The sequence below is a fragment of the Kribbella sp. NPDC023972 genome (assembly GCF_040639075.1).
GTDB lineage: Bacteria > Actinomycetota > Actinomycetes > Propionibacteriales > Kribbellaceae > Kribbella.
Map to the genome: position 1 here is coordinate 752,098 of NZ_JBEZZH010000002.1, position 19,818 is coordinate 771,915.

Annotated in this window: 16 protein-coding genes; 9 read left to right on the forward strand and 7 right to left on the reverse strand. The window is 69.1% G+C overall.

Annotation, left to right across the window (positions count from 1 at the left end):
- Nucleotides 1-3 precede the first annotated feature (3 nt).
- On the forward strand, nucleotides 4-1,020 hold the full coding sequence (locus AB0F43_RS12750; protein ID WP_360474384.1) for a zinc-dependent alcohol dehydrogenase family protein: 1,017 nt from the start codon (nucleotides 4-6) through the stop codon (nucleotides 1,018-1,020).
- Between the two features lie 92 nt (nucleotides 1,021-1,112).
- Here the strand turns inward: AB0F43_RS12750 and AB0F43_RS12755 are convergent, their stop codons facing one another.
- The 3 genes from AB0F43_RS12755 to AB0F43_RS12765 are packed head-to-tail and all read right to left on the reverse strand — an operon-like array spanning nucleotide 1,113 to nucleotide 4,486.
- Complete coding sequence (locus tag AB0F43_RS12755; RefSeq protein WP_360474386.1) at nucleotides 1,113-2,336, reverse strand: helix-turn-helix domain-containing protein; 1,224 nt, start codon at nucleotides 2,334-2,336, stop codon at nucleotides 1,113-1,115.
- 48 nt (nucleotides 2,337-2,384) lie between these two features.
- The gene (locus AB0F43_RS12760; RefSeq protein WP_360474388.1) at nucleotides 2,385-3,359 is read right to left on the reverse strand and encodes a dihydrodipicolinate synthase family protein; all 975 of its coding nucleotides are present in this window, start codon (nucleotides 3,357-3,359) and stop codon (nucleotides 2,385-2,387) included.
- An 8-nt stretch (nucleotides 3,360-3,367) separates the two neighbouring features.
- Nucleotides 3,368-4,486, reverse strand: a complete 1,119-nt coding sequence (locus AB0F43_RS12765) for a dipeptide epimerase (RefSeq protein WP_360474390.1) — start codon at nucleotides 4,484-4,486, stop codon at nucleotides 3,368-3,370.
- Nucleotides 4,487-4,582: 96 nt separating this feature from the next.
- On the opposite strand from AB0F43_RS12765, the gene AB0F43_RS12770 reads away from it, so the two are divergent.
- Nucleotides 4,583-5,548, forward strand: coding sequence for an LLM class flavin-dependent oxidoreductase (locus tag AB0F43_RS12770; protein ID WP_360474392.1), 966 nt, complete (start codon nucleotides 4,583-4,585; stop codon nucleotides 5,546-5,548).
- A gap of 18 nt (nucleotides 5,549-5,566) precedes the next feature.
- Here AB0F43_RS12770 and AB0F43_RS12775 read toward each other — a convergent pair whose 3' ends face one another.
- From AB0F43_RS12775 to AB0F43_RS12790, 4 genes are all read right to left on the reverse strand, one after another.
- Nucleotides 5,567-6,442 (reverse strand): carbohydrate ABC transporter permease, encoded by an 876-nt coding sequence (locus AB0F43_RS12775; RefSeq protein WP_360474394.1) that lies wholly within the window; start codon nucleotides 6,440-6,442, stop codon nucleotides 5,567-5,569.
- The gene (locus AB0F43_RS12780; RefSeq protein WP_360474528.1) at nucleotides 6,442-7,257 is read right to left on the reverse strand and encodes a sugar ABC transporter permease; all 816 of its coding nucleotides are present in this window, start codon (nucleotides 7,255-7,257) and stop codon (nucleotides 6,442-6,444) included. The genes AB0F43_RS12775 and AB0F43_RS12780 overlap by 1 nt, the downstream gene beginning before the upstream one ends.
- A gap of 218 nt (nucleotides 7,258-7,475) precedes the next feature.
- Nucleotides 7,476-8,768 (reverse strand): sugar ABC transporter substrate-binding protein, encoded by a 1,293-nt coding sequence (locus AB0F43_RS12785; protein WP_360474396.1) that lies wholly within the window; start codon nucleotides 8,766-8,768, stop codon nucleotides 7,476-7,478.
- Between the two features lie 90 nt (nucleotides 8,769-8,858).
- Nucleotides 8,859-10,886 (reverse strand): hypothetical protein, encoded by a 2,028-nt coding sequence (locus AB0F43_RS12790; RefSeq protein ID WP_360474398.1) that lies wholly within the window; start codon nucleotides 10,884-10,886, stop codon nucleotides 8,859-8,861.
- 304 nt (nucleotides 10,887-11,190) lie between these two features.
- Here AB0F43_RS12790 and AB0F43_RS12795 point away from each other — a divergent pair, with 304 nt between their 5' ends.
- From AB0F43_RS12795 to AB0F43_RS12825, 7 genes are read left to right on the forward strand one after another with little or no spacing between them, the layout of a single operon-like run.
- A complete protein-coding gene (locus AB0F43_RS12795) occupies nucleotides 11,191-13,629 on the forward strand; it encodes an FAD-dependent oxidoreductase (protein WP_360474400.1) in 2,439 nt (812 codons plus the stop codon).
- Nucleotides 13,630-13,677: 48 nt separating this feature from the next.
- A complete protein-coding gene (locus tag AB0F43_RS12800) occupies nucleotides 13,678-14,562 on the forward strand; it encodes a bifunctional methylenetetrahydrofolate dehydrogenase/methenyltetrahydrofolate cyclohydrolase (RefSeq protein WP_360474402.1) in 885 nt (294 codons plus the stop codon).
- The gene (locus tag AB0F43_RS12805; protein ID WP_360474404.1) at nucleotides 14,562-14,921 is read left to right on the forward strand and encodes a bifunctional 3-phenylpropionate/cinnamic acid dioxygenase ferredoxin subunit; all 360 of its coding nucleotides are present in this window, start codon (nucleotides 14,562-14,564) and stop codon (nucleotides 14,919-14,921) included. Before AB0F43_RS12800 ends, AB0F43_RS12805 begins: the two co-directional genes overlap by 1 nt.
- A complete protein-coding gene (locus tag AB0F43_RS12810) occupies nucleotides 14,918-16,108 on the forward strand; it encodes an FAD-dependent oxidoreductase (RefSeq protein WP_360474406.1) in 1,191 nt (396 codons plus the stop codon). Before AB0F43_RS12805 ends, AB0F43_RS12810 begins: the two co-directional genes overlap by 4 nt.
- Nucleotides 16,105-17,241 (forward strand): aromatic ring-hydroxylating dioxygenase subunit alpha, encoded by a 1,137-nt coding sequence (locus AB0F43_RS12815; protein ID WP_360474408.1) that lies wholly within the window; start codon nucleotides 16,105-16,107, stop codon nucleotides 17,239-17,241. The genes AB0F43_RS12810 and AB0F43_RS12815 overlap by 4 nt, the downstream gene beginning before the upstream one ends.
- Before the next feature lie 30 nt (nucleotides 17,242-17,271).
- Nucleotides 17,272-18,576, forward strand: a complete 1,305-nt coding sequence (gene glyA, locus AB0F43_RS12820) for a serine hydroxymethyltransferase (RefSeq protein ID WP_360474409.1) — start codon at nucleotides 17,272-17,274, stop codon at nucleotides 18,574-18,576.
- On the forward strand, nucleotides 18,576-19,793 hold the full coding sequence (locus AB0F43_RS12825) for a sarcosine oxidase subunit beta family protein (protein ID WP_360474411.1): 1,218 nt from the start codon (nucleotides 18,576-18,578) through the stop codon (nucleotides 19,791-19,793). The genes glyA and AB0F43_RS12825 overlap by 1 nt, the downstream gene beginning before the upstream one ends.
- Nucleotides 19,794-19,818: the final 25 nt, after the last annotated feature.

Sequence of the window (19,818 nt, forward strand, 5' to 3'; positions counted from 1 at the left end):
CGGATGCGCGCTGTCGTCATCTCGCAGTACGGCGTCCTGCCCACGATCCAAGAGGTAGCCGCTCCCGAGCCGGAGCCCGGTGGTGTCGTCCTGAAGGTCGAGGCCACCGGGCTGTGCCGGAGCGACTGGCACGGCTGGATGGGACACGACCCGGACATCGTCCTGCCCCACGTCCCTGGGCACGAACTGGCCGGAACGATCGCCGCCATCGGCGCCGGTGTTGAGGGCTGGCAGGTCGGCGACCGCGTCACCACGCCGTTCATCTGCGCGTGTGGTGAGTGCGAGCAGTGCCTGGAAGGGAACCAGCAGGTCTGTCCCAACCAGCTGCAGCCCGGGTTCAACTACTGGGGCTCCTTCGCCGAGTACGTCGCTGTGCCGTACGCGTCGGTGAACCTGGTCCGGCTGCCGGACGACCTGTCCTTCGACACCGCTGCCGGCCTCGGCTGCCGGTTCGCGACGTCCTTCCGGGCCATCCGCCAGGTCGGCCGGGTCGCCGCCGGTGAGACTGTCGCGATCTTCGGCTGCGGTGGCGTCGGCCTGTCCGCGGTGATGATCGCCGCCTCGCTCGGCGCCCGGGTGATCGCCGTCGACACCAACCCGGCCGCTTTGCAGCTGGCCCGCGAGTACGGCGCTTCCGAGGTGCTGCAAGCCTCGCCACGAACCGTCGACGAGATCCAAGCACTCGGCGGCGCCCACGTGACCATGGACGCCCTCGGCTCGAACGACATCGTCCAGCAGGCCCTCCACGCCCTCCGGCCCCGCGGCCGACACCTCCAGGTCGGCCTGCTGCCAGCCGGCGTACAACTCGACGTCGGCCGCCTGATCGGCCAGGAACTGCAATGGCTGGGCAGCCATGGCATGCCCGCCCACGCCTACCCCGAAATGCTCAACCTCGTTGCCCAGGGCAACCTCAACCCGTCCGGCCTGATCACCCGCACCATCACCCTGGACGAAACCCCCGCCGCCCTGGCCGCCCTCTCCAACGGCACTCCCGCCGGCGTCACCGTCATCCATCCTTGAGCCCGCCGGCGGGTTCTTGCGCCGATAGCGTGCTGTAACCCGCCAGCCATCCAGCAACCCGCCATCCGTGAGACGACTGCTTGGGCTCAGGCCTACAGGCGGATCAGGTAGACCGTGGGTGGGCGGCCGGTGCGGCCGTGTTGTTGGCTGCCGATGGGGTCGGCCAGGCCGGCGCGTTCGAGGCGTTTGAGGACTCGGCGGGCGGTGCGGAGTTGGACGGCCAGGTGGTCGGCGACGTCTTGGGTGGTGAGGCCGTCGGGGAGGGTGGCGACGAGTTCGCGCATCCGGGCAAGGGTTTGGGTGTTGAGGCCGACCCGGCGGGCCAGGAGCGGGAGGCTTTCGGGGCCGCGGGCGGTGGCGGGTTGGTCGCCGGTCGGTTCGATCACGATCTCGACGTCGTCGGACATCGACACCACACCGGCGACGGAGCCGATCGAGGCTGCCCGGCTGACCGCGCGACGGGCGAGTGCTTCCGCTTCGGCCGCCGTACGTCCGACGCCGAAGCCGACGTACGCCGTGCTGTGCCTGGACGCGAGGTGGTCGAGCAGGGGCATGCGGGTGAACTGTTCGGTCGCCTGCTCGAGGACGCCGCGGGTGGTGACGACCAGGTGGCGGCCGTCCGGGAGCGCGGCCAGGCTGGCGCCGAGGGTGATCAGGTCGGCGGCCAGGTTGTCGTCCGGCTCGGGCAGGTCGATCACGCCGAGGGCGACCTGTGCGTCACCGACGTGCTGGCCGGTCGTGGTCAGAACCAGGGCCTGTAACGTCGACCGGATCGAGTACCGCGACGGGGCGAGCCGGACCGAGGGCATCTCGTTCTCGAGCAGGTGGAAGGCGGACCCCAGGCAGCTGATCGCGACTTTGGTGTCGTGCTTGTCCCGCGCGGTGCGATGGAACGCGACGATGTCGTCCGACGTCAGGCCCGGCCGGTACGGCAGCACGTGGATCTGGTCGGTGGGCAGCTTGGCCTCGATCAGTGTCTCCAGCACCTCACTGCGGCGCAGGGTGTCGATCGAGAACTGGGTGACGTTGTGGCCGAGCCGGAGCAGTTCGACCAGGGCGCGGAGCAGGGTGGCGCCGTCGTACGAGACGTACATGGCCGGGCGGTCGATCACGCCGGCCTCGGTGGCGATCGTGTACGGGACGACGCCGGTGAACAGGATCGCGTCCACCTTCTCGTGCGACTGCTCGACCACCTCGACCGCTTCGGTCTCGTGGTGGTAGGGCAGTGGGAGCAGGGTCGCGCCGCTCGGCGGACCGACCGCGATCACGCGCTGGACCAGGTCCTCCGGGCCGATGACTCCGACCGTGAGGGCCATCAGGCCACCGCTGGATTGATCTGCACGGCACTCCTTCTGGTCGGGCCCTTAACTCGCAGGATAGTGGCTGAGTTCCTCCAGGCAGCGGATCACGAGGTCACGCTCGGCTGCCGGCAGCTCCGGGCCGTACGGGTCGTGTGCCGCGTCCTCGGGGATCAGGCCCTCCCACACGGCCGCCCAGAGCATTCGCTGCACGTAACCCTCGATCGGTGCGTAGAAGGTCGCCGCGGCAAAGCGGTCCAGCCGGTCGGAGGCAGTCAGGAAGGCGCTGTGGTCGCCGGTTGTCCAGGTGCGCAGTACTGCGGCCGAGAGCTCGACCTGAGCGGCCGCGATGCCAACCAGTGCGGTGTCGGCTCCCCACATGAACGACGGCCCGAACATCCGATCCTCACCGGTGATCAGCAGCTTGCCCGTGCTACGTCCGGCCCAGATGGCGTCCTGGCAGCCGATGGCGCGGTCCAGGGTGGCTGTCTTGACCCCGAGCATGGCCTCCAGGCTCAGCAGGTCGCGGATGAGCTCCGGCGGGTACGGGTACCCACCGGCCTCGCCGTGCAGGTAGAAGCCGACCAGCGGCAGGCCAGTCTCAGCCGCCACTCGTTCGTGCAGTGCGACCGCCTCTGTGTGTCCGTCCGGCAAGGCGCCCAGCGCTGCCAGCGGGTAGACCATCACCGCATCAGCTCCACCCCCGGCAGCCTGCAGTGCCATGGCCACGGTCGCGTCCGCGGCCTCCTGCAGCGTATGTGCCGGTTCAGAACGGGGTACGCCGACTCCAGCCACGATGGGGACGTCCGTCGCCTGCCGCCAGGTCTCCAGCACCTTGGAGCGGTCTGCCGGAGACAGGTAAAGCCCACGACCGGTGTGAGCCCACACAGCGACCCCACCGATGGGCTCCGTCGCGATCCGGCCGGCGTACGCGGTCAGAGCGTCGTACGCGACGACGCCCTGGGTGTCCATCGGGGTGACGACGGCAGGGAGCAGAGTGCCGCGGAGTTGCTCGACGAGTGGGTGCCCGGAATCAGACATGGAACCTCTCAGACGTCGTGGCCGAGGCCGGGGCGCTTCGGTACGTCGATCCAGCCGTCGCAGTCGGCGAACACGGTCGGAGCCAGCGGGTCCTCGTGCACCATCAGCGGCCCGACCAGGTCGGCTGCCACGGTCGCACCGGGTACGGCGGCGGCCAGGTGGACCGCGGCCAGGGTGGCCACGCCCAGCTCAGGCATCGAGCCTACCTTCACCGCCAGGCCCGCGCCCTCGGCTACGTTGGCGATCTGCAGGGCTCTGTGCAGTCCACCGACCTTGAGGATCTTGATGTTCAGTACGTCGGCCGCCCCGCGCCGCGCGATCTCCAGCGCGTCCTGCAGCGAGTGCATGCTCTCGTCGACCATCAGGCGGATGTCCAGCCGCTCCCGCAGCCGGACCAGGCCCGCGAGGTCCCACCGCGGCAACGGCTGCTCCAGCAGAGTCAGCCCGGCCTCACCCATCTTCACCAGGAAGGGCATTGCCGTCGTCGCGTCGTACCCCTCGTTGGCGTCCAGGCAGAGCTCTGCGTCGGCAGGAATGGCCGCACGCACCGCCCGGACCAGCTCGAGGTCCTTGGCTGGGTCGTGGCCGCCCTTGACCTTCAGGTGCCGGAAGCCCCGGTGGGCGTACTCGGCGGCCTCGGCCGCCATTTCGTCGAGCGTGCCGAGCCCGACCACCCAGCTGGTCTGCACTCGGTCCCTGATGCTGCCGCCGAGCAGGGTGTGCACGGGCCAGCCGCTCAGCCGGCCGGCCAGGTCGTACAGGGCGATGTCGAGGCCGGACTTGGCCACCTGCTGCCCGCGGAGGACCGAGTCCATCACCAGGTGGGCTCCGGCCCGGTCCAGCGGGTCATGGCCGATCAGTGCCGGGGCGAGATGCTCCTCGATGGCAGCGGTGACACCGGCCAGCGTCTCCCCGGTGTACGCCGTCATCGGCGACGTCTCACCGATGCCGATCGCACCGTCGGCGGTATGCACCTCGACCACCAGGCTGATCAGCTCGGTGCTGACCCCACTGCTGATCTGGAACGGGCGCCGGTACGGTGCACTGACCACGCGGGTCTTGATCGCGCTGATCGGCCCTGACCCGGTTTCGGCCGGCAACCCGACCGGATGCGGTACGACACTCAAATCCGGCTCCTCAGGGTCGCAATCTGGCGAGAAAGGACTTACGGTCAAGACCGTAAATACCGCGAGCGCTCTCTGTCAACGGAAGGTGGCACCCTGATGCGGCTGGGTCTCTATCTGAACCTCTACGGCACGCCGGACGAGCGGCCCCGGCTGGCGGACGCGGTCGAGCAGGCGCGGCTGGCCGAGCAGGCCGGGTTCGAGTGGATCGTGCTCGGCGAGCGCCACCTGCACCGGCCCGGCTACCACGAGATCCTCACGTCGCTGGCCTACCTGGCCGCCAAGACGGACCGGATCGGCCTTGCAACCTCGGGCATCGTGGCGCCGCTGTACGACCCCGTCGTACTCGCCGAGACGCTCGCGCACATCGACGTACTGTCCGGTGGCCGGCTCACCGCGGGGTTCGTGCTCGGCTACCGGCCGGAGGAGTTCGCGCTGTACGGCGTGACACAGGCCGAGCGGGTCGCGCGGTTCGAGGAGTGCCTGACCATCGTGACCCGGCTGTGGACCGAGGACGAGGTGACGTACGACGGCAAGTTCACCAGCATCAGCGAGGCATTCCTGTCGCCGCGGCCGGTGCAGAGCCCGCGGCCGCGACTGTGGAACGGTGGCCGCGTCTCCGCCGTACTGGAACGCACTGCGCGGATGTGTGACGGCTGGACGACGTCGTTCAACGAGCTGGACTCCGACCTGCCCGGGAAGATCGCGGAGTACCTCGCGTACCCGAGTGGCGAGGGCACGTTGGGGCGCGACGTGATCCTTTGCCGCGAAGGCTTCTGTGCTCCCACCTCCCAGGACGCGCGGCGGACGCTGGAGGAGCCGCTGCGCGACCTGTACGACGCCTACACCGGCTGGAAGCGCACGTCCGCGGACGCCGGCCGCTACACCCAGGGCTGGGACGACATCGCCGCGCGCAGCGTGATCGGCTCACCCGCCGAGTGCGCCGAACGCCTGGCCCACTACGAGGAGATGGGTGCCGACGGCATCATTCTCCGCATCCAGCCCCCAGGCATGCCGCAGGTCGACGTACTCCGCGCGATCGAAGCCTTCGGGAATCTGGCGTAAGTCCCCCGGGTGAGACTCCTAAGCCTTCAGGCCGGACATGGCGATGCTGTCCGTCAAGTAGCGTTGGAGGAGGCCGAAGACCAGGAGACTTGGTACGACGGTGATGGTGGCGCCGGCCATGACCTGGTTGATCGGTACCGCCTGGGTTTGCAGGGTGGCCAGGCCGACGGTGAGGGTCTGCATCTCGCCGGACTGCCCGATCACCAGCGGCCAGAGGAAGTCGTTCCAGTGCCAGAGGAACACGAAGATGCCGAGGGTGGCCAGCGCCGGCCGGATCAGGGGGAGCACGATCTGGGTGAAGATCCGCCACTCCGGCGCCCCGTCGATCTCGGCCGCCTCGAACAGCTCGTCCGGCAACTGGCTGATGAACTGCCGCAGCAGGAAGACGGCCTGCGAGTTCGCCAGCGTGGGAACGATGAGTCCCCAGTAGCTGTCCACCCAGTCGAGCCGCGAGACCAGGATGTACGACGGGATCAGCGTCGCCTGGAACGGGACCATCAGGGTGGCCAGGAAGGCCCAGAACATGATCTCCCGGCCCGGGAACCGCTTCTTCGCGAACGCGTAGCCGGCCATCGCCGCGAACAGCAGGACGAAGACCACCGACACCAGCGAGTACAGCAGCGAGTTGACCGTCCAGCGCGGGATGTCGGAGCTGGAGAGCACGCGGGTGAAGTTGTCGAGGGTGAAGCGGGTCGGGTCGAGCGCGTCCGGGAACGTCCGGCCGCTCGGCGGCGCGAACGCGACCAGCACCATCGCGGCGAACGGCACGATGGTGACGATCGCGGTCAGCATCAGCAACGTCGGCAGCGTGAGCCGGGCGACCGGGCGCCGCTCGGCCTTCGGCGCCGGTGGTGCCGCGTCCTGGGGCCGCGGTCGTTCCAGCAGGTTCAACATCAGTCGTCCCTCCCGACCAGCCGTCGCTGCACGAGCGAGACGATGAGCACGATCGCGAACAGCACCAGGCCGATCGCGCTGGCGTAGCCGAAGTCGAAGTACTTGAAGCCGCTGTCGTACAGGAAGTAGACAAGCGAGTAGCTCGCCCGCACCGGGCCGCCGCCCGTCATCACGTACATCGCGTCGAAGACCTGGAACGCGCCGATGGTCTCGATCACCAGCACGAAGAACAGCACCGGCCGCAGCTGCGGCAGCGTGATGTAGCGGAACCGCTGCCAGGTGCCGGCGCCGTCGATCATCGCGGCCTCCAGGTACGAGCGGGGCACTGCCTGCAACCCGGCGAGCAGGATCAGCATCGAGTAGCCGAAGCCCTTCCAGGCCGAGGTCACCGCGATCGACGGCAGTACCAGGCCGGACTCGGCGAGGAAGTCCACCGGGCCGATCGAGACGAGCCCGAGGACGGAGTTGATCAGGCCGTCCTGGGCGTCGTAGATCCACTTCCAGATCACCGCGGCGAGCACGATGCTGGTCACGTACGGCAGGAAGAAGACGCCGCGGAAGAAGCCGCGCCTCCAGACCACCTGATGCAGCATGACGGCGGTGCCGAGGGACAGCAGGACGGTCAGCGGAACGAAGATCACCGTGTAGGTGAGGGTGACGAGCAACGCCTGGTGGAAAAGGCCGTCCTGGAGCAGGCGGGTGTAGTTGTCGGTGGCAACAAAAGACCAGCGGCCGCTGAGCCGGTAGTCGGTCAGGCTGAGAAGTACCGCGCCGACCACCGGCAAGAACCGGAACGCCAAGAACAGCAGCAGCATCGGAGCCACGAACAACAACCCGACCCACGGCCTCCGGAGCGATCCGCGCCGCCCCAGTGCAGGCGCGGATCGCCGGAAGACGGAACCGGCGCGTGAGCCGGCGCCCGGGGGGAAGGTGCTGTCGCTGCTGGAGGCCGGCTTGGCGGTCGGGGGTGCCGGGTGGGCGGCCACGGGCTTTGGGTCACCCGTGGCCGAGTCCGGGACCTGGCGGGCCTCGGTCAACGTTGTCTCGACAGGAGGTCGTTGGCCTGCTTGGCGGCGTCGTCCAGCGCCTGCTGGGGTGCCTTCTTACCGGTCAGCACGGCCTGGATCTCAACACCCAGCAGCGACATCACCTGGCGGGCGGACGCGTTCCGCTCACCCGCGTAGGTGTACTGCAGCGAGTCGGCGAACTTCTGTGCGGCCGGGTCGGTGACCGGCGCCTTCACGTCGGTGCGGGGGGTGAAGAAGCCCGACGCCTTGCTGAGCCCTTCCACCTGGGCCGGCTGGATCATGAAGGACAGGAACTTCTTCGCCGCCTCGATGTTCTCCGAGGCGGCGTTCACGGCCAGACCGCCGGGGATGCCGAAGGCGACCTGCTTCTTGCCTGTCAACGGCTTGCCGATCTCGACGTTGGCGGCCCCCCAGGTCGCCGCCACCGTCTTCGCGTCGGCCGGCGTACTGCTGAAGGCCATCGCGACCTGACCCTTGCCGAACGGCTGGTCGGCGACGAGGTTGCCGTTGGTCAAGGCACTCTTCGGGATCGCGCCCTGGTCGTACAGGCTCTTCAGGAAGGTGAGTGCCTCGAGCCCGGGCGCCTGGTTGAAGGCCACCGTCTTGCCGTCGTCGGCGAACACCTTGCCGCCGGCCTGCCAGAGCAGCGGGTAGAAGTTCAGGTTCAGTGACGCCTCGGGCGAGGCGGAGTAGTCCAGGGTGGAGAAGCCGGCCGCCTTGATCTTCGGTACCGCGGCCTTGATCTCGTCCCAGGTCTCCGGCGGCTTGCTGATCCCGGCCTTGGTGAGGATCGTCTTGTTGAACATCGTCGTGGTGACGGTGTGGTAGATCGGCGCGGCGTAGACCTTGCCGTCCACGGTCAGGCCGGGGATCGCGGCTGGCAGGAACTTGTCCAGGGCCTCCTCGACCACGTCGTCGACCGGCTCGAACGAGCCGTTCTTGACGTACTGCGGCAGCTGGTCCGGGATCTGCAGGACGACGTCCGGGCCCTTCTTGCCGGCGAAGGCGGCCGCTATCTTCTCGTCGCGCTTGTCCCACGGCTGCATCTCGAGCTTCAGGTCGATGCCGGAGTTCGCGGCCTCGAAGTCCTTCTCGACCTTCTGCCAGTACGCGTCACTGGTCGCCTGGTCGGCGATCACCGGATACATCCAGAGGGTGACGGTCTTCTTGTCCTCCGACGCGCCCGGGTCGTCGCCGCCCCCGCATGAACTGAGAGCAGCGGCCAGCACGAGCGCCGTGAGCGGTGCCGCGATGCGGCGGACGGTGGTTTGCAGCGTGGGTTGCAGCGTGGATTTCATCGCACCCCCTGGGTGTCCGGAAGTCAGGGCCGGAAAGCAGTGAACCGAATAACGGTCAGGACCGAAAGTAGCTGGGTGGAATTTGGGCTGTCAACGGCTGATATCAACTCGGAACAGCTCGGCGCCGTAGGTGAGCAGCAGTTGGTGATCGTTGCGGACGCCGAGCCGGCGGTGTGCCTTCTCGACGAACAGCGTCGGGGCCTGACCCGGTGCGATCCGGTAGATCTTGGTCAGGTTGATGCTCACGTACACCGCATCGCTGGTCGCGACGATGTCTCCGCTGGACGACGTCGTACCGAGGACGTAGGACTTCACCACCTTGCCCGAGCGGGGGTCCACCGCGAAGACGGTCTTGCCGGCGACACCCCAGAGCAGCCCGTCCGGGCCCATCGTCACCGCGGACACCGTGATCGCGCCGGGCACGGGCACGGTCTCCCACAGCTTCTTGGCGCGCCTGACGTCCCAGGCGAAGACGGTGCCGTCGGTCCGGGTCGGTGGCGTGGTGGCGAGGCCGCCGACGATCGACGTACCGCCGTACACGATGCCGCCGCGGGCGGTGAGGCCGAAGACGCTCTCGTCCTGGACCACGTTGCGGAACTTCTGCGCGGTACCGGTCCTCGGGTCGTAGATGACGAGCGCGCCGCCGAGCCGGTCGCCGTCCGGAACGGTTCCGATCGCGATCTTGCCGTTCACCTCGACCAGCGCCCGGGCCCGGGTCTGGAAGATGTCCGGTTTGAGGTTGAGCAGCTGCTTGGGGTTGTCCGGCGTACCGGGTGGGCCGGGCGAGTACTCCGGACTGCTCCACGGCTGGCTCAGGTCGTAGGAGTAGAGCCGGGCTTCGGGGTAGGCGCCGATCCAGAGCTTGCCGTCCTTGCCCTCCAGCAGCGCCTCGACCTGCGAGAACCGGTTGAAGGTGGCGGCACCGGTGGCCGGGTCGACGACCGAGACTCCGCCGTTCAGGAAGCCGCCGGCGTAGATCTTGTCCTTGCCGCCGGCCACGGACAGGATCTCGATCGGCTCCCGCCGTACCTGGGTCTGGAAGATCTCCGACTTGCCGGTCTGCGGGTTGTAGCGGAACTCCTCACCGCGCCAGAGCGTGCCGATGATGCTCTTGCCCGGGTAGTCGGGCAGGCCGAGCTCGGCCCAGCCGATCGAGCGGGTGTTCTGGATCCGGCCGGTGAAGGTGAGACCGGTCCCGCTCAGCGTCTTGGTCGCCGGGTCGTACCTCTTCAGCTCACTGGCCTGGATCAGGTAGATCTCGCCGTTGTCGCCGACCGGGGAGATGTCCAGGCCGTGCGCGTTCGGGATCTCGTCGACCCAGGTGCGGGTGGCGATGTCCCAGACGTACATCGGGCCGGGGAAGGCGGTGCTGATCCGCGCGTAGACCCGGCCGGCCCGCGCGTTCAGGTCGTAGACGACCTTGTCCGCGGGGTCGCCGAGGCCCGGTGGCGACGGCAGTTCGGTGATCGCGCCGGACGCGACGTCGAGCTCCATGATGTGCGCGTCGGGCAGTGAACCGGTGTAGACCTTGCCGTTCGCGTAGTCGATGCTCTTGACGTACGGCTGGCCGGCCTTGACCTGGCCGTAGTCGCGGACCGCGCCGGTCGCGTGGTCGTACCGGAACACCTTGCCGTTCGGGAAGGTGCCGCCGTACACGTTGCCCTGTTCGTCGGTGGTGATCCGCCAGATGAACGTCTCGGTCGCGATCGGGCGGCCGAGGTCCTCGACCGTGGTCCCCGAACCGGGCTTCCAGCGGTAGAGGTGGCCGTTGTTGTACGTGCCGGCGTAGATCGTGCCGTCGGGTGCCGCGGCCACGGCGTAGCTGCCGTCGGCGCCGGGCAGTGGCGCGGAGAGCAGGCTGGCGCCGGTGGCCGGGTCGATGGCGTTCAGGTACGCCGGTTTGCCGGTCGACACGTTCCAGATCGCGCTCTTGCCGTTCGGGCCGGGCGCGACGGTGCCGCCGATCAGGAGTACGTCGGACAGCGGCGTACCGAGTGAGACAAGGGTCGCCGTCGGTGGGCCGACCTGAGCGAGTTGGCCGGCGTCGGCGGACGTGGTCAGGGTGGTGACGAGCAGCGCGGCGAGTGCCACCGCGATGAGCGAACGGGCTGATCGCATGACGATGCCTCCGGTGGACGACCTATTTACGGTCCTGTCCGAAAGTGAAGCCTCGGGTGCGCAACGAAGTCAACGGCTCGGCCACTTTTGCCGGTTGTGGCAGCCGGACTCCGCTTTAGGCCTCAGCCGTTAAGCGAGCGTGCAGATCACGGGGGTCGACTGCCGCCCCTCTGGGCGCCTCGGAGGCACGGTCGGACCGGCGGCCGGATTTTTCGGCGATGCGGGCTCTTGACGACGCCCGGAAGCGCTAGGCATGGTTGCATCTACCGCAATCATTTGCAGACTACGCAACAGGAGGCACGGTATGGCCGGACCGCGCACCGTCATCATCGGCGCCGGAGTGGTCGGCGCGGCCCTCGCGGACGAGCTGTCCGCACTGGGCCGGACGGACATCACCGTCGTCGACCAGGGCGACCTTCCCGCGACCGGTGGCTCCTCGTCGCACGCGCCCGGTCTGGTCTTCCAGGCCAACGCTTCGAAGGCCCTGACCGAGATGGCCCGGTACACCGTGGAGAAGTTCGTCGCGCTGCGGCATGAGGGCCAGTCCTGTTTCCTCCAGGTCGGTGGTCTCGAGGTCGCCACCACGCCCGAGCGCCTCGCCGAGCTTCAGCGCCGGCACGGCTGGCTCACCTCCTGGCGGATCGACGCCCGGCTGGTCGACCCCGACGAGTGCGTCGAGCTGCACTCCCTCCTCGACCGCGACCGGGTCCTGGGCGGCCTGTACATCCCCACCGATGGTCTGGCCAAGGCGCTGTGGGCGGTCGAAGCGCAGATCGAGCAGGCGAAGAGCCGCGGCGTGAAGTTCCTCGCCCGCCACGAGGTGCTCGACATCGTGGCCGAGAACGGCAAGGTGACCGGTGTCGTCACCGACCACGGCGAGATCCCCGCCGACGTCGTGGTCTGCTGCGCCGGGATCTGGGGGCCGAAGGTGGCCGCCATGGCCGGCATGGACCTCCCGCTCACCCCGCTCGGCCACCAACTCGCCTGGACCGGCCCGGTGCCCTCGCTCGAGGGCCAGGACCAGGAGGCAGTCCGCCCGATCCTGCGCCACCAGGACGCCGACCTCTACTACCGCGACCGGTACGACACCCTGGGCATCGGCTACTACGGGCACCGCCCGATGCCGATCGAGGCGCACGACCTGCTCTCCGTGGACGAGGCCGAGGTGATGCCTTCGGTGCTCACGTTCACCCCCGAGGACTTCGCGCCCGCCTGGGAGGAGACGCAGTCCCTGCTGCCCGCGACCACCGACACGAAGATCGAGGAGGGCATCAACGGCGTCTTCTCCTTCACCACCGACGGCATGCCGCTGCTCGGCGAGTCGCCCCACCTGTCCGGCTTCTGGGTCGCGGAGGCGGTCTGGGTGACCCACTCGGCCGGCGTCGGACGCGCCATGGCCGAGTGGCTGGTCGATGGATACTGCTCCAGCTTCGACCTGCACGAGTGCGACGTGAACAGGTTCGAGAGCTTCCAGCTGGCTCCCGAGTATGTGCTCGAGCGCGACTGCCAGAACTTCGTCGAGGTCTACGACATCCTGCATCCGCTGCAGCCGATGGACTCACCCCGGCCGCTGCGGACCTCCCCGTTCTACGCCCGTCAGCAGGAGCTGGGTGCGTTCTTCCTGGAGGCCACCGGCTGGGAGCGCCCCCAGTGGTACGACGCCAACCAGAACCTGCTCGAGCGGTTCACGATCCCGCAGCCCAACGACTGGGCCGCCCGCTACTGGTCCCCGGTGGTCGGGGCCGAGGCGCTGGCCACCCGCGAGAACGTCGCGATGTACGACATGACCGCCCTCAAGCGCCTCACCGTCACCGGTCCCGGCGCGACCGCCTTCCTGCAGCGGCTCACCACCGGAAACGTGGACAAGTCCGTCGGCTCGGTCACCTACACCCTTCTCCTGGACATCGACGGCGGTATCCGCAGCGATGTGACGGTCGCCCGCCTCGGTGAGAACCACTACCAGGTTGGCGCAAACGGCAGCCTCGACACCGACTGGTTCCACCGGTTCCTGCCCGAGGACGGATCGGTCCAGGTCACCGACATCACCCCAGGCACCTGCTGTATCGGTCTGTGGGGTCCCAACGCCCGTGCGGTCCTCGGCCCGCTGACCGATGCCGACCTGACCAACGACGGCCTGAAGTACTTCCGGGCCCGCCGGCTGCACATCGGCAACGTCCCGGTGACCGCCATGCGCCTGTCGTACGTCGGTGAGCTCGGTTGGGAGCTGTACACGTCGGCGGATCTCGGCCTGCGTCTGTGGGACACCATCTGGCAGGCCGGACAGCAGCACGGAATCATCGCCGCGGGACGCGGAGCGTTCAACAGTCTGCGGCTGGAGAAGGGCTACCGGTCCTTCGGCGCCGACATGACATTCGAGCACGATCCGTACGAGGCCGGCCTCGGCTTCGCCGTCAGGCTCGACAAGGGGGACTTCGTCGGCCGTGAGGCCTTGCTGCGCCGCAAGGAGTCGCAAACCCGCAGCCTCGCCTGCCTCACCATCGACGACGCCACCGACGTGGTGATGGGCAAGGAGCCGGTGTACGTCGACGGCCGCCCGGTCGGCTACGTCACCAGCGCCGCCTACGGCTACACGATTGAGAAGGGCATCGCCTACGCCTGGCTGCCCGCCGAGCTCGCTGTCGAAGGCAGGCGGGCCGAGATCGGCTACTTCGGTCGCCGGGTCCGCGCCACGGTCACTCCCGAGCCGTTGTTCGACCCGAAGATGACCCGCTTGCGTGGCTGACGCCACCAGCTCACCCGACCACGACGACCACCCACGATAAGGAGCCCCATGACCGCGCAGCTCCTCGACGGCAAGGCCACCGCGGCCGCGATCCGAGCCGACCTGCGGGCCCGTGTGACCGCCCTTGCCGACCGCGGTATCCAGCCGGGCCTCGGCACCCTGCTGGTGGGCGAAGACCCCGGCAGCACCGCCTATGTCGCGGGCAAGCACCGCGACTGCGCCGAGGTCGGTATCGCTTCCATCCGCGAGGACCTCCCGGCGTCGGCGACCCGCGAGGATGTGCTGGCGGCGATCGATCGCCTCAACGCCGACCCTGGGTGCAACGGGTTCATCGTCCAGCTGCCGTTGCCGCGCGGACTGGACGCCAACGAGGCTTTGCAGCGCATCGACGCCGACAAGGACGCCGACGGCTTGGCCCCGGTCAGCCTGGGCCGCCTCGTCCTCGGCGTCGAGGCTCCGTTGCCGTGCACCCCGCGCGGCATCGTCGCGCTGCTCCGCCGGTACGGCGTCGGTCTGAACGGCGCCCGCGTGTGTGTCGTCGGCCGGGGCGTCACCGTCGGCCGCCCGCTGGGCCTGCTGCTCACCCGGCGCAGCGAGAACGCGACGGTGACCTTGTGCCACACCGGCACCAAGGACCTGGCCGCCGAGGTGAGCCGTGCCGACGTTGTGGTGGCAGCGGCCGGAACTCCGCGGCTGATTACCGCCGACATGGTCAAGCCCGGATCCGCCGTTCTCGACGTCGGTGTCACCCGGACCGACGAGGGTCTGCTCGGCGACGTCCATCCCGAGGTCGCCCAGGTCGCGGCCTGGCTGGCCCCGATGCCCGGCGGCGTCGGCCCGATGACCCGCGCAATGTTGCTCACCAATGTCGTCGAGGCGGCCGAGCGTACCGCCGGCCTCAGCCCGCGACCGATCGCCAGCGAGGTGCAGTGATGATCCCGGCCTGCCCGTTGTCCGCGCTACCGCGCGGCGAAGCCGTCCGCATCGACGGCGACGTTCCCATCGCGGTCTTCCACACCGAGGACGGCGAGGTGTTCGCCATCGACGACACCTGCACCCACCAGGACGCCTCACTGGCGGACGGGTGGCTCGAGGGCTGCGAGGTCGAATGCCCGCTGCACGCCTCCCGGTTCGACCTGCGCACCGGTGCCGTCGACGCGCCTCCGGCGAAGCGGCCGGTCCGCACCCACAAGGTGCATGTGGAGGACGACATGGTCTACGTGACCCTGTCCGAGGACGCACCCAACCTGCCGCCGGGCGTCACCGCCGGCCCCGCCGGGACGATCTCATGAGCGCGGTCGTCAGGCGGGTCTGCGTGGTCGGTGCCTCGCTGGCCGGCCTCGCCACCGCCCGGGCGCTGCGCACCCAGGGGTACGACGGCGAGCTCGTCGTGGTCGGGGACGAGCGTCACCGTCCCTACGACCGGCCCCCGCTGTCCAAGGACTTCCTGACCCACGCCACCGACATCGCTGACCTCACCCTCGAAGCGGACGGCGAGGACCTCGGCATCGAGTGGCGGCTCGGCACGCGCGCGGTCGGCCTCGAGGCAGGCGCGCTCGACCTCGACGACGGATCCACCGTGTCGTTCGACGGCCTGGTGATCGCCACCGGCGCCGGCGCCCGCGCCGATCTCCCCGGGGCCGGGCTCGATCGCGTGCACCTGCTCCGGACCCTCGACGACGCCGTCGCATTGCGCGAGGACCTGCGCCGCGGCGGCCGGGTGGTCGTGGTGGGCGGCGGCTACATCGGGTCCGAGGTTGCCGCCACGGCCCGGGCGACGGGCAGTGACGTGACCCTGCTGGTGCCCGACAGCGCACCGCTGCGCGCAAGCCTGGGCCCCTTCGCCGGCACGATCTCCGAGTTGCACCGGCGCCATGGCGTCAAAGTGATGACACACGCGCGAGTCAGCGAGGTCCGGGCCTCCGGCGACTGGCTGGACGTCGTACTCGCCGACCGGTGGCACCTTCCGGCCGACACCGTCGTACTGGGGATCGGCGCGACTCCCGCCATCGGCTGGCTGGGCGGTTCCGGCCTGGAGCTCGGCGACGGCATCCTCTGCGACGCCTTCGGAGCCACCTCCCTCCCGGGTGTCGTCGCGGTCGGCGACTGCAGCGCCTGGTTCGACCCGGCGCTGGGCCGCCACCAGCGCGTGGAGCACTGGACCTCGGCGCTGGACCGGGCCCCGATCGCCGCCCGCACCTTGCTCGGTGGCGATCAGGCCGTGTCTCCGCGGCGCGCTCCCTACCTGTGGTCCGACATCCACGGCAGCCGCATCCAGCTGGCCGGCCACGCCGAGCTGGCCGACGGCTGCGAGGTCGAGACCGGCTCGGTGGCCGAGGGCTCGTTCGTGGCGGTGTACCGCCGCGGCGGGCAGCCGGTCGCGGTACTCGGCATCGACCAGCCCAAGCACTTCATGTCTGTCCGGCGCCAGCTCGCCTCGATCCCGGCCTTCCCGTCCCTGCAAGGAGCAACAGCATGACCCTCATCGAGAACACGACCCGGCCGGAAAGCTTCCTGAACACGCTGCCCGGCTCGGCCTATTCCGATCCCGAACTGTTCGCCCGCGAGCAGGAGCTCATCTTCGAGCAGATGTGGTTCTGCGCCGCCCGGTCCGCCGACGTGGGCACACCCGGTGCGTTCCAGACCGTCCAGGTAGGCCGGGAGAGCATCCTGATCACCCGCAGCCGTCGCGGCGAGGCCCGGGCGTTCTTCAACATCTGCCGGCACCGGGGCGCGCAGCTGTGCACGGCGGAGTCCGGCGAGGTGAAGCGCTCCTTCCAGTGTCCCTACCACGCCTGGACCTACGACCTCGACGGCAAGCTCGTCGCCGCCCCGAACCTGACCAAGATGCCCGATGTCGACCGGGTCGAGTACGGCCTGCGCAAGGTCCACGTCCGCGAGTGGCTCGGCTACGTGTGGGTCTGTGTCGCCGACGAAGCCCCGTCCTTCGAGGACACCGTGATGGGCGCGGTCCGTACCCGGCTGGGCGATATCGAGTCCATCGAGCACTACGACGTGGCCAACCTCGCGCTCGGCCGCCGGATCAGGTACGACGTCAAGGCGAACTGGAAGCTCATCATCGAGAACTTCATGGAGTGCTACCACTGCGCCACCATCCACCCCGAGCTGACCGAAGTCCTGCCCGAGTTCGCCGACGGATTCGCCGCGCAGTACTTCGTCGGGCACGGTGCCGAGTTCGGCGCGGACATCAAGGGCTTCACCGTCGACGGCTCCGAAGGGTTCGACCGGATCCCCGGCATCACCGAAGACCAGGACCGCCGCTACTACGCGGTGACGATCCGGCCGCAGGTCTTCCTCAACCTGGTGCCGGACCACGTGATCCTGCACCGGATGTATCCGATGGCCGCCGACCACACCATCGTCGAGTGCGACTGGCTCTACCTGCCCGACGTCGTCGAGAGCGGCAAGGACGTGTCGAACTCCGTCGAGCTGTTCCACCGCGTCAACCAGCAGGACTTCGACGCCTGCGAGCGCTGCCAGCTCGCCACCAACTCGCGCGTCTACGCCGACGGCGGCGTCCTGGTGCCGAGCGAGCACCACATCGCCGAGTTCCACCAGTGGGTCCTCGACTCCCTCCACCACGGCGCCTGAGCCGGACCTCGACAGCGAAGGAAGAACCCCGTGACGACCATCCAGAACACCAGGGCCGCCGGCAACCTGCTCGACCGGGACCTCGCCGACTTCGACCCCGAGGTCGCCGCCGCGGTCACCCAGGAGCTGCGCCGGCAGCAGTCCACGCTGGAGATGATCGCGAGCGAGAACTTCGCGCCGACCGCCGTACTGCAGGCCCAGGGGTCGGTCCTCACCAACAAGTACGCCGAGGGCTACCCGGGCCGCCGGTACTACGGCGGCTGCGAGTACGTCGACGTCGTCGAGCAGCTGGCGATCGACCGGGTCAAGGCGCTGTTCGGCGCCGAGGCGGCGAACGTCCAGCCGCACTCGGGTGCCCAGGCCAACGCGGCCGCCATGTTCGCGCTCCTCGAGCCCGGCGACACCATCCTCGGACTCGACCTCGCCCACGGCGGCCACCTCACCCACGGCATGCGGATCAACTTCTCTGGACGCCTGTACAAGGTGGTGCCCTACCACGTCAGCGAGTCCGACCTGCTCGTCGACATGGACGAGGTGGAGCGGCTCGCGCTGGAGCATCGCCCGAAGCTGATCGTGGCCGGCTGGTCGGCGTACCCTCGCCGGCTCGACTTCGCCGCCTTCCGCCGGATCGCGGATGCGGTCGGGGCATACCTGATGGTGGACATGGCCCACTTCGCCGGACTGGTGGCCACCGGACTGCACCCCAGCCCGGTGCCGTACGCCGACGTGGTGACCACGACCACCCACAAGACGCTCGGCGGCCCTCGCGGCGGTGTCATCCTCTGCCGCCAGGAGTTGCTGAAGAAGATCAACTCCGCGGTCTTTCCCGGACAGCAGGGCGGCCCGCTCGAGCATGTCATCGCGGCCAAGGCGGTCGCGTTCAAGATGGCCGCCTCCGAGGAGTTCGAGGACCGGCAGCGCCGTACCCTCGAAGGCGCCCAGATCCTGGCCCGGCGGCTGACCGCCGAGGACGTGACCGAGGCCGGCGTCTCCGTCCTCACCGGCGGGACCGATGTGCACCTGGTGCTGGTGGACCTGCGCGACTCCGAGCTGGACGGCCAGCAGGCCGAAGACCGCTTGCACTCCATCGGGATCACCGTCAACCGCAACGCCGTCCCGTTCGACCCGCGGCCACCCATGGTCTCCTCGGGCCTGCGCATCGGCACCCCGGCGCTGGCCACCCGTGGCTTCGACGCGGCCGCGTTCGAGGAGGTCGCGGACATCATCGCGCTCGCGCTGCGCGGCCCGCTCGATCCCGGCCTCACCGATGACCTACGGGGACGCGTGGAAGCCCTCGCCTCCAAGTTCCCGCTCTACCCCCTGCTGGAGGACTGATGGTCAAGCCGCTTCCGGAACACCCGGACTGGCTGTGGCGGGACCCCGACCCGAAGGCGTCGTACGACGCGATCGTGGTCGGTGGCGGCGGCCACGGTCTCGCGACCGCGTACTACCTGGCCCGCAATCACGGCATGACCAACATCGCGGTGCTGGAGAAGGGCTGGCTCGCGGGCGGCAACATGGCCCGCAACACAACCATCATCCGGTCCAACTACCTGTGGGACGAGAGTGCCGCGATCTACGAGTTCGCGCTCAAGCAGTGGGAGTTGCTGCCCGCCGAGCTCGACTACGACTTCCTGTTCAGTCAGCGGGGCGTGCTCAATCTGGCGCACACCCTGCAAGACGTCCGTGAGGCCACCCGGCGGATCAACGCCAACCGGCTGAACCGGGTGGACGCGGAGTGGCTGGAGCCCGAGGATGTCGCCAAGATCTGCCCGATCGTCAACATCTCTCCCGACGTGCGCTATCCGGTGCTCGGGGCAACCTTCCAGCCGCGCGCCGGGATCGCCAAGCACGACCACGTCGCCTGGGCCTTCGCCCGGGCCTGCGACGCGATGGGTGTCGACATCATCCAGAACTGCGAGGTGACCGGTTTCGTCAAGGACGGCAACCGGGTCGTCGGTGTGCACACCAGCCGCGGCCGGATCAACGCCGGCACCGTCGGTCTGGTCGCCGCCGGCCACAGCAGCGTCCTGGCCGAGAAGGCCGGATTCCGGCTGCCGGTCCAGTCCCATCCGCTGCAGGCTCTGGTCTCCGAGCTCTACGAGCCGATCCACCCGACCGTGGTGATGTCCAACCACGTGCACGTCTACGTTTCCCAGGCACACAAGGGAGAACTCGTCATGGGCGCCGGGGTGGACGCCTACAACGGGTACGGGCAACGCGGGTCGTTCCACGTGATCGAGCACCAGATGGCCGCGGCGCTGGAGCTGTTCCCGATCTTCGGGCGTGCCCACCTGCTGCGCACCTGGGGCGGCATCGTCGACGTCTCGCCCGACGCGTCACCGGTGATCGGGCCGACGCCGGTCGAGAACCTGTACATCAACTGCGGCTGGGGGACCGGCGGGTTCAAGGCGACTCCCGGGGCCGGCTGGGCGATGGCGCACACGATGGCGACCGGTGAACCCCACAAGCTCAACCGGCCCTTCGGGCTGGAGCGGTTCGTCACCGGAGCCCTCATCGACGAGCACGGCGCCGCCGCCGTCGCGCACTGATCCGAATCAGACCAGAGGAGCAACC

What these genes read in the sequence shown, in the direction of transcription:
- AB0F43_RS12750 (WP_360474384.1), top strand. Translation starts at nt 4, where the DNA reads ATGCGCGCTGTCGTCATCTCGCAGTACGGCGTCCTGCCCACGATCCAA.
- AB0F43_RS12755 (WP_360474386.1), bottom strand. Translation starts at nt 2,336, where the DNA reads ATGGCCCTCACGGTCGGAGTCATCGGCCCGGAGGACCTGGTCCAGCGC.
- AB0F43_RS12760 (WP_360474388.1), bottom strand. Translation starts at nt 3,359, where the DNA reads ATGTCTGATTCCGGGCACCCACTCGTCGAGCAACTCCGCGGCACTCTG.
- AB0F43_RS12770 (WP_360474392.1), top strand. Translation starts at nt 4,583, where the DNA reads ATGCGGCTGGGTCTCTATCTGAACCTCTACGGCACGCCGGACGAGCGG.
- AB0F43_RS12775 (WP_360474394.1), bottom strand. Translation starts at nt 6,442, where the DNA reads ATGTTGAACCTGCTGGAACGACCGCGGCCCCAGGACGCGGCACCACCG.
- AB0F43_RS12780 (WP_360474528.1), bottom strand. Translation starts at nt 7,257, where the DNA reads ATGCTGCTGCTGTTCTTGGCGTTCCGGTTCTTGCCGGTGGTCGGCGCG.
- AB0F43_RS12785 (WP_360474396.1), bottom strand. Translation starts at nt 8,768, where the DNA reads ATGAAATCCACGCTGCAACCCACGCTGCAAACCACCGTCCGCCGCATC.
- AB0F43_RS12790 (WP_360474398.1), bottom strand. Translation starts at nt 10,886, where the DNA reads ATGCGATCAGCCCGTTCGCTCATCGCGGTGGCACTCGCCGCGCTGCTC.
- AB0F43_RS12795 (WP_360474400.1), top strand. Translation starts at nt 11,191, where the DNA reads ATGGCCGGACCGCGCACCGTCATCATCGGCGCCGGAGTGGTCGGCGCG.
- AB0F43_RS12800 (WP_360474402.1), top strand. Translation starts at nt 13,678, where the DNA reads ATGACCGCGCAGCTCCTCGACGGCAAGGCCACCGCGGCCGCGATCCGA.
- AB0F43_RS12805 (WP_360474404.1), top strand. Translation starts at nt 14,562, where the DNA reads ATGATCCCGGCCTGCCCGTTGTCCGCGCTACCGCGCGGCGAAGCCGTC.
- AB0F43_RS12810 (WP_360474406.1), top strand. Translation starts at nt 14,918, where the DNA reads ATGAGCGCGGTCGTCAGGCGGGTCTGCGTGGTCGGTGCCTCGCTGGCC.
- AB0F43_RS12815 (WP_360474408.1), top strand. Translation starts at nt 16,105, where the DNA reads ATGACCCTCATCGAGAACACGACCCGGCCGGAAAGCTTCCTGAACACG.
- AB0F43_RS12825 (WP_360474411.1), top strand. Translation starts at nt 18,576, where the DNA reads ATGGTCAAGCCGCTTCCGGAACACCCGGACTGGCTGTGGCGGGACCCC.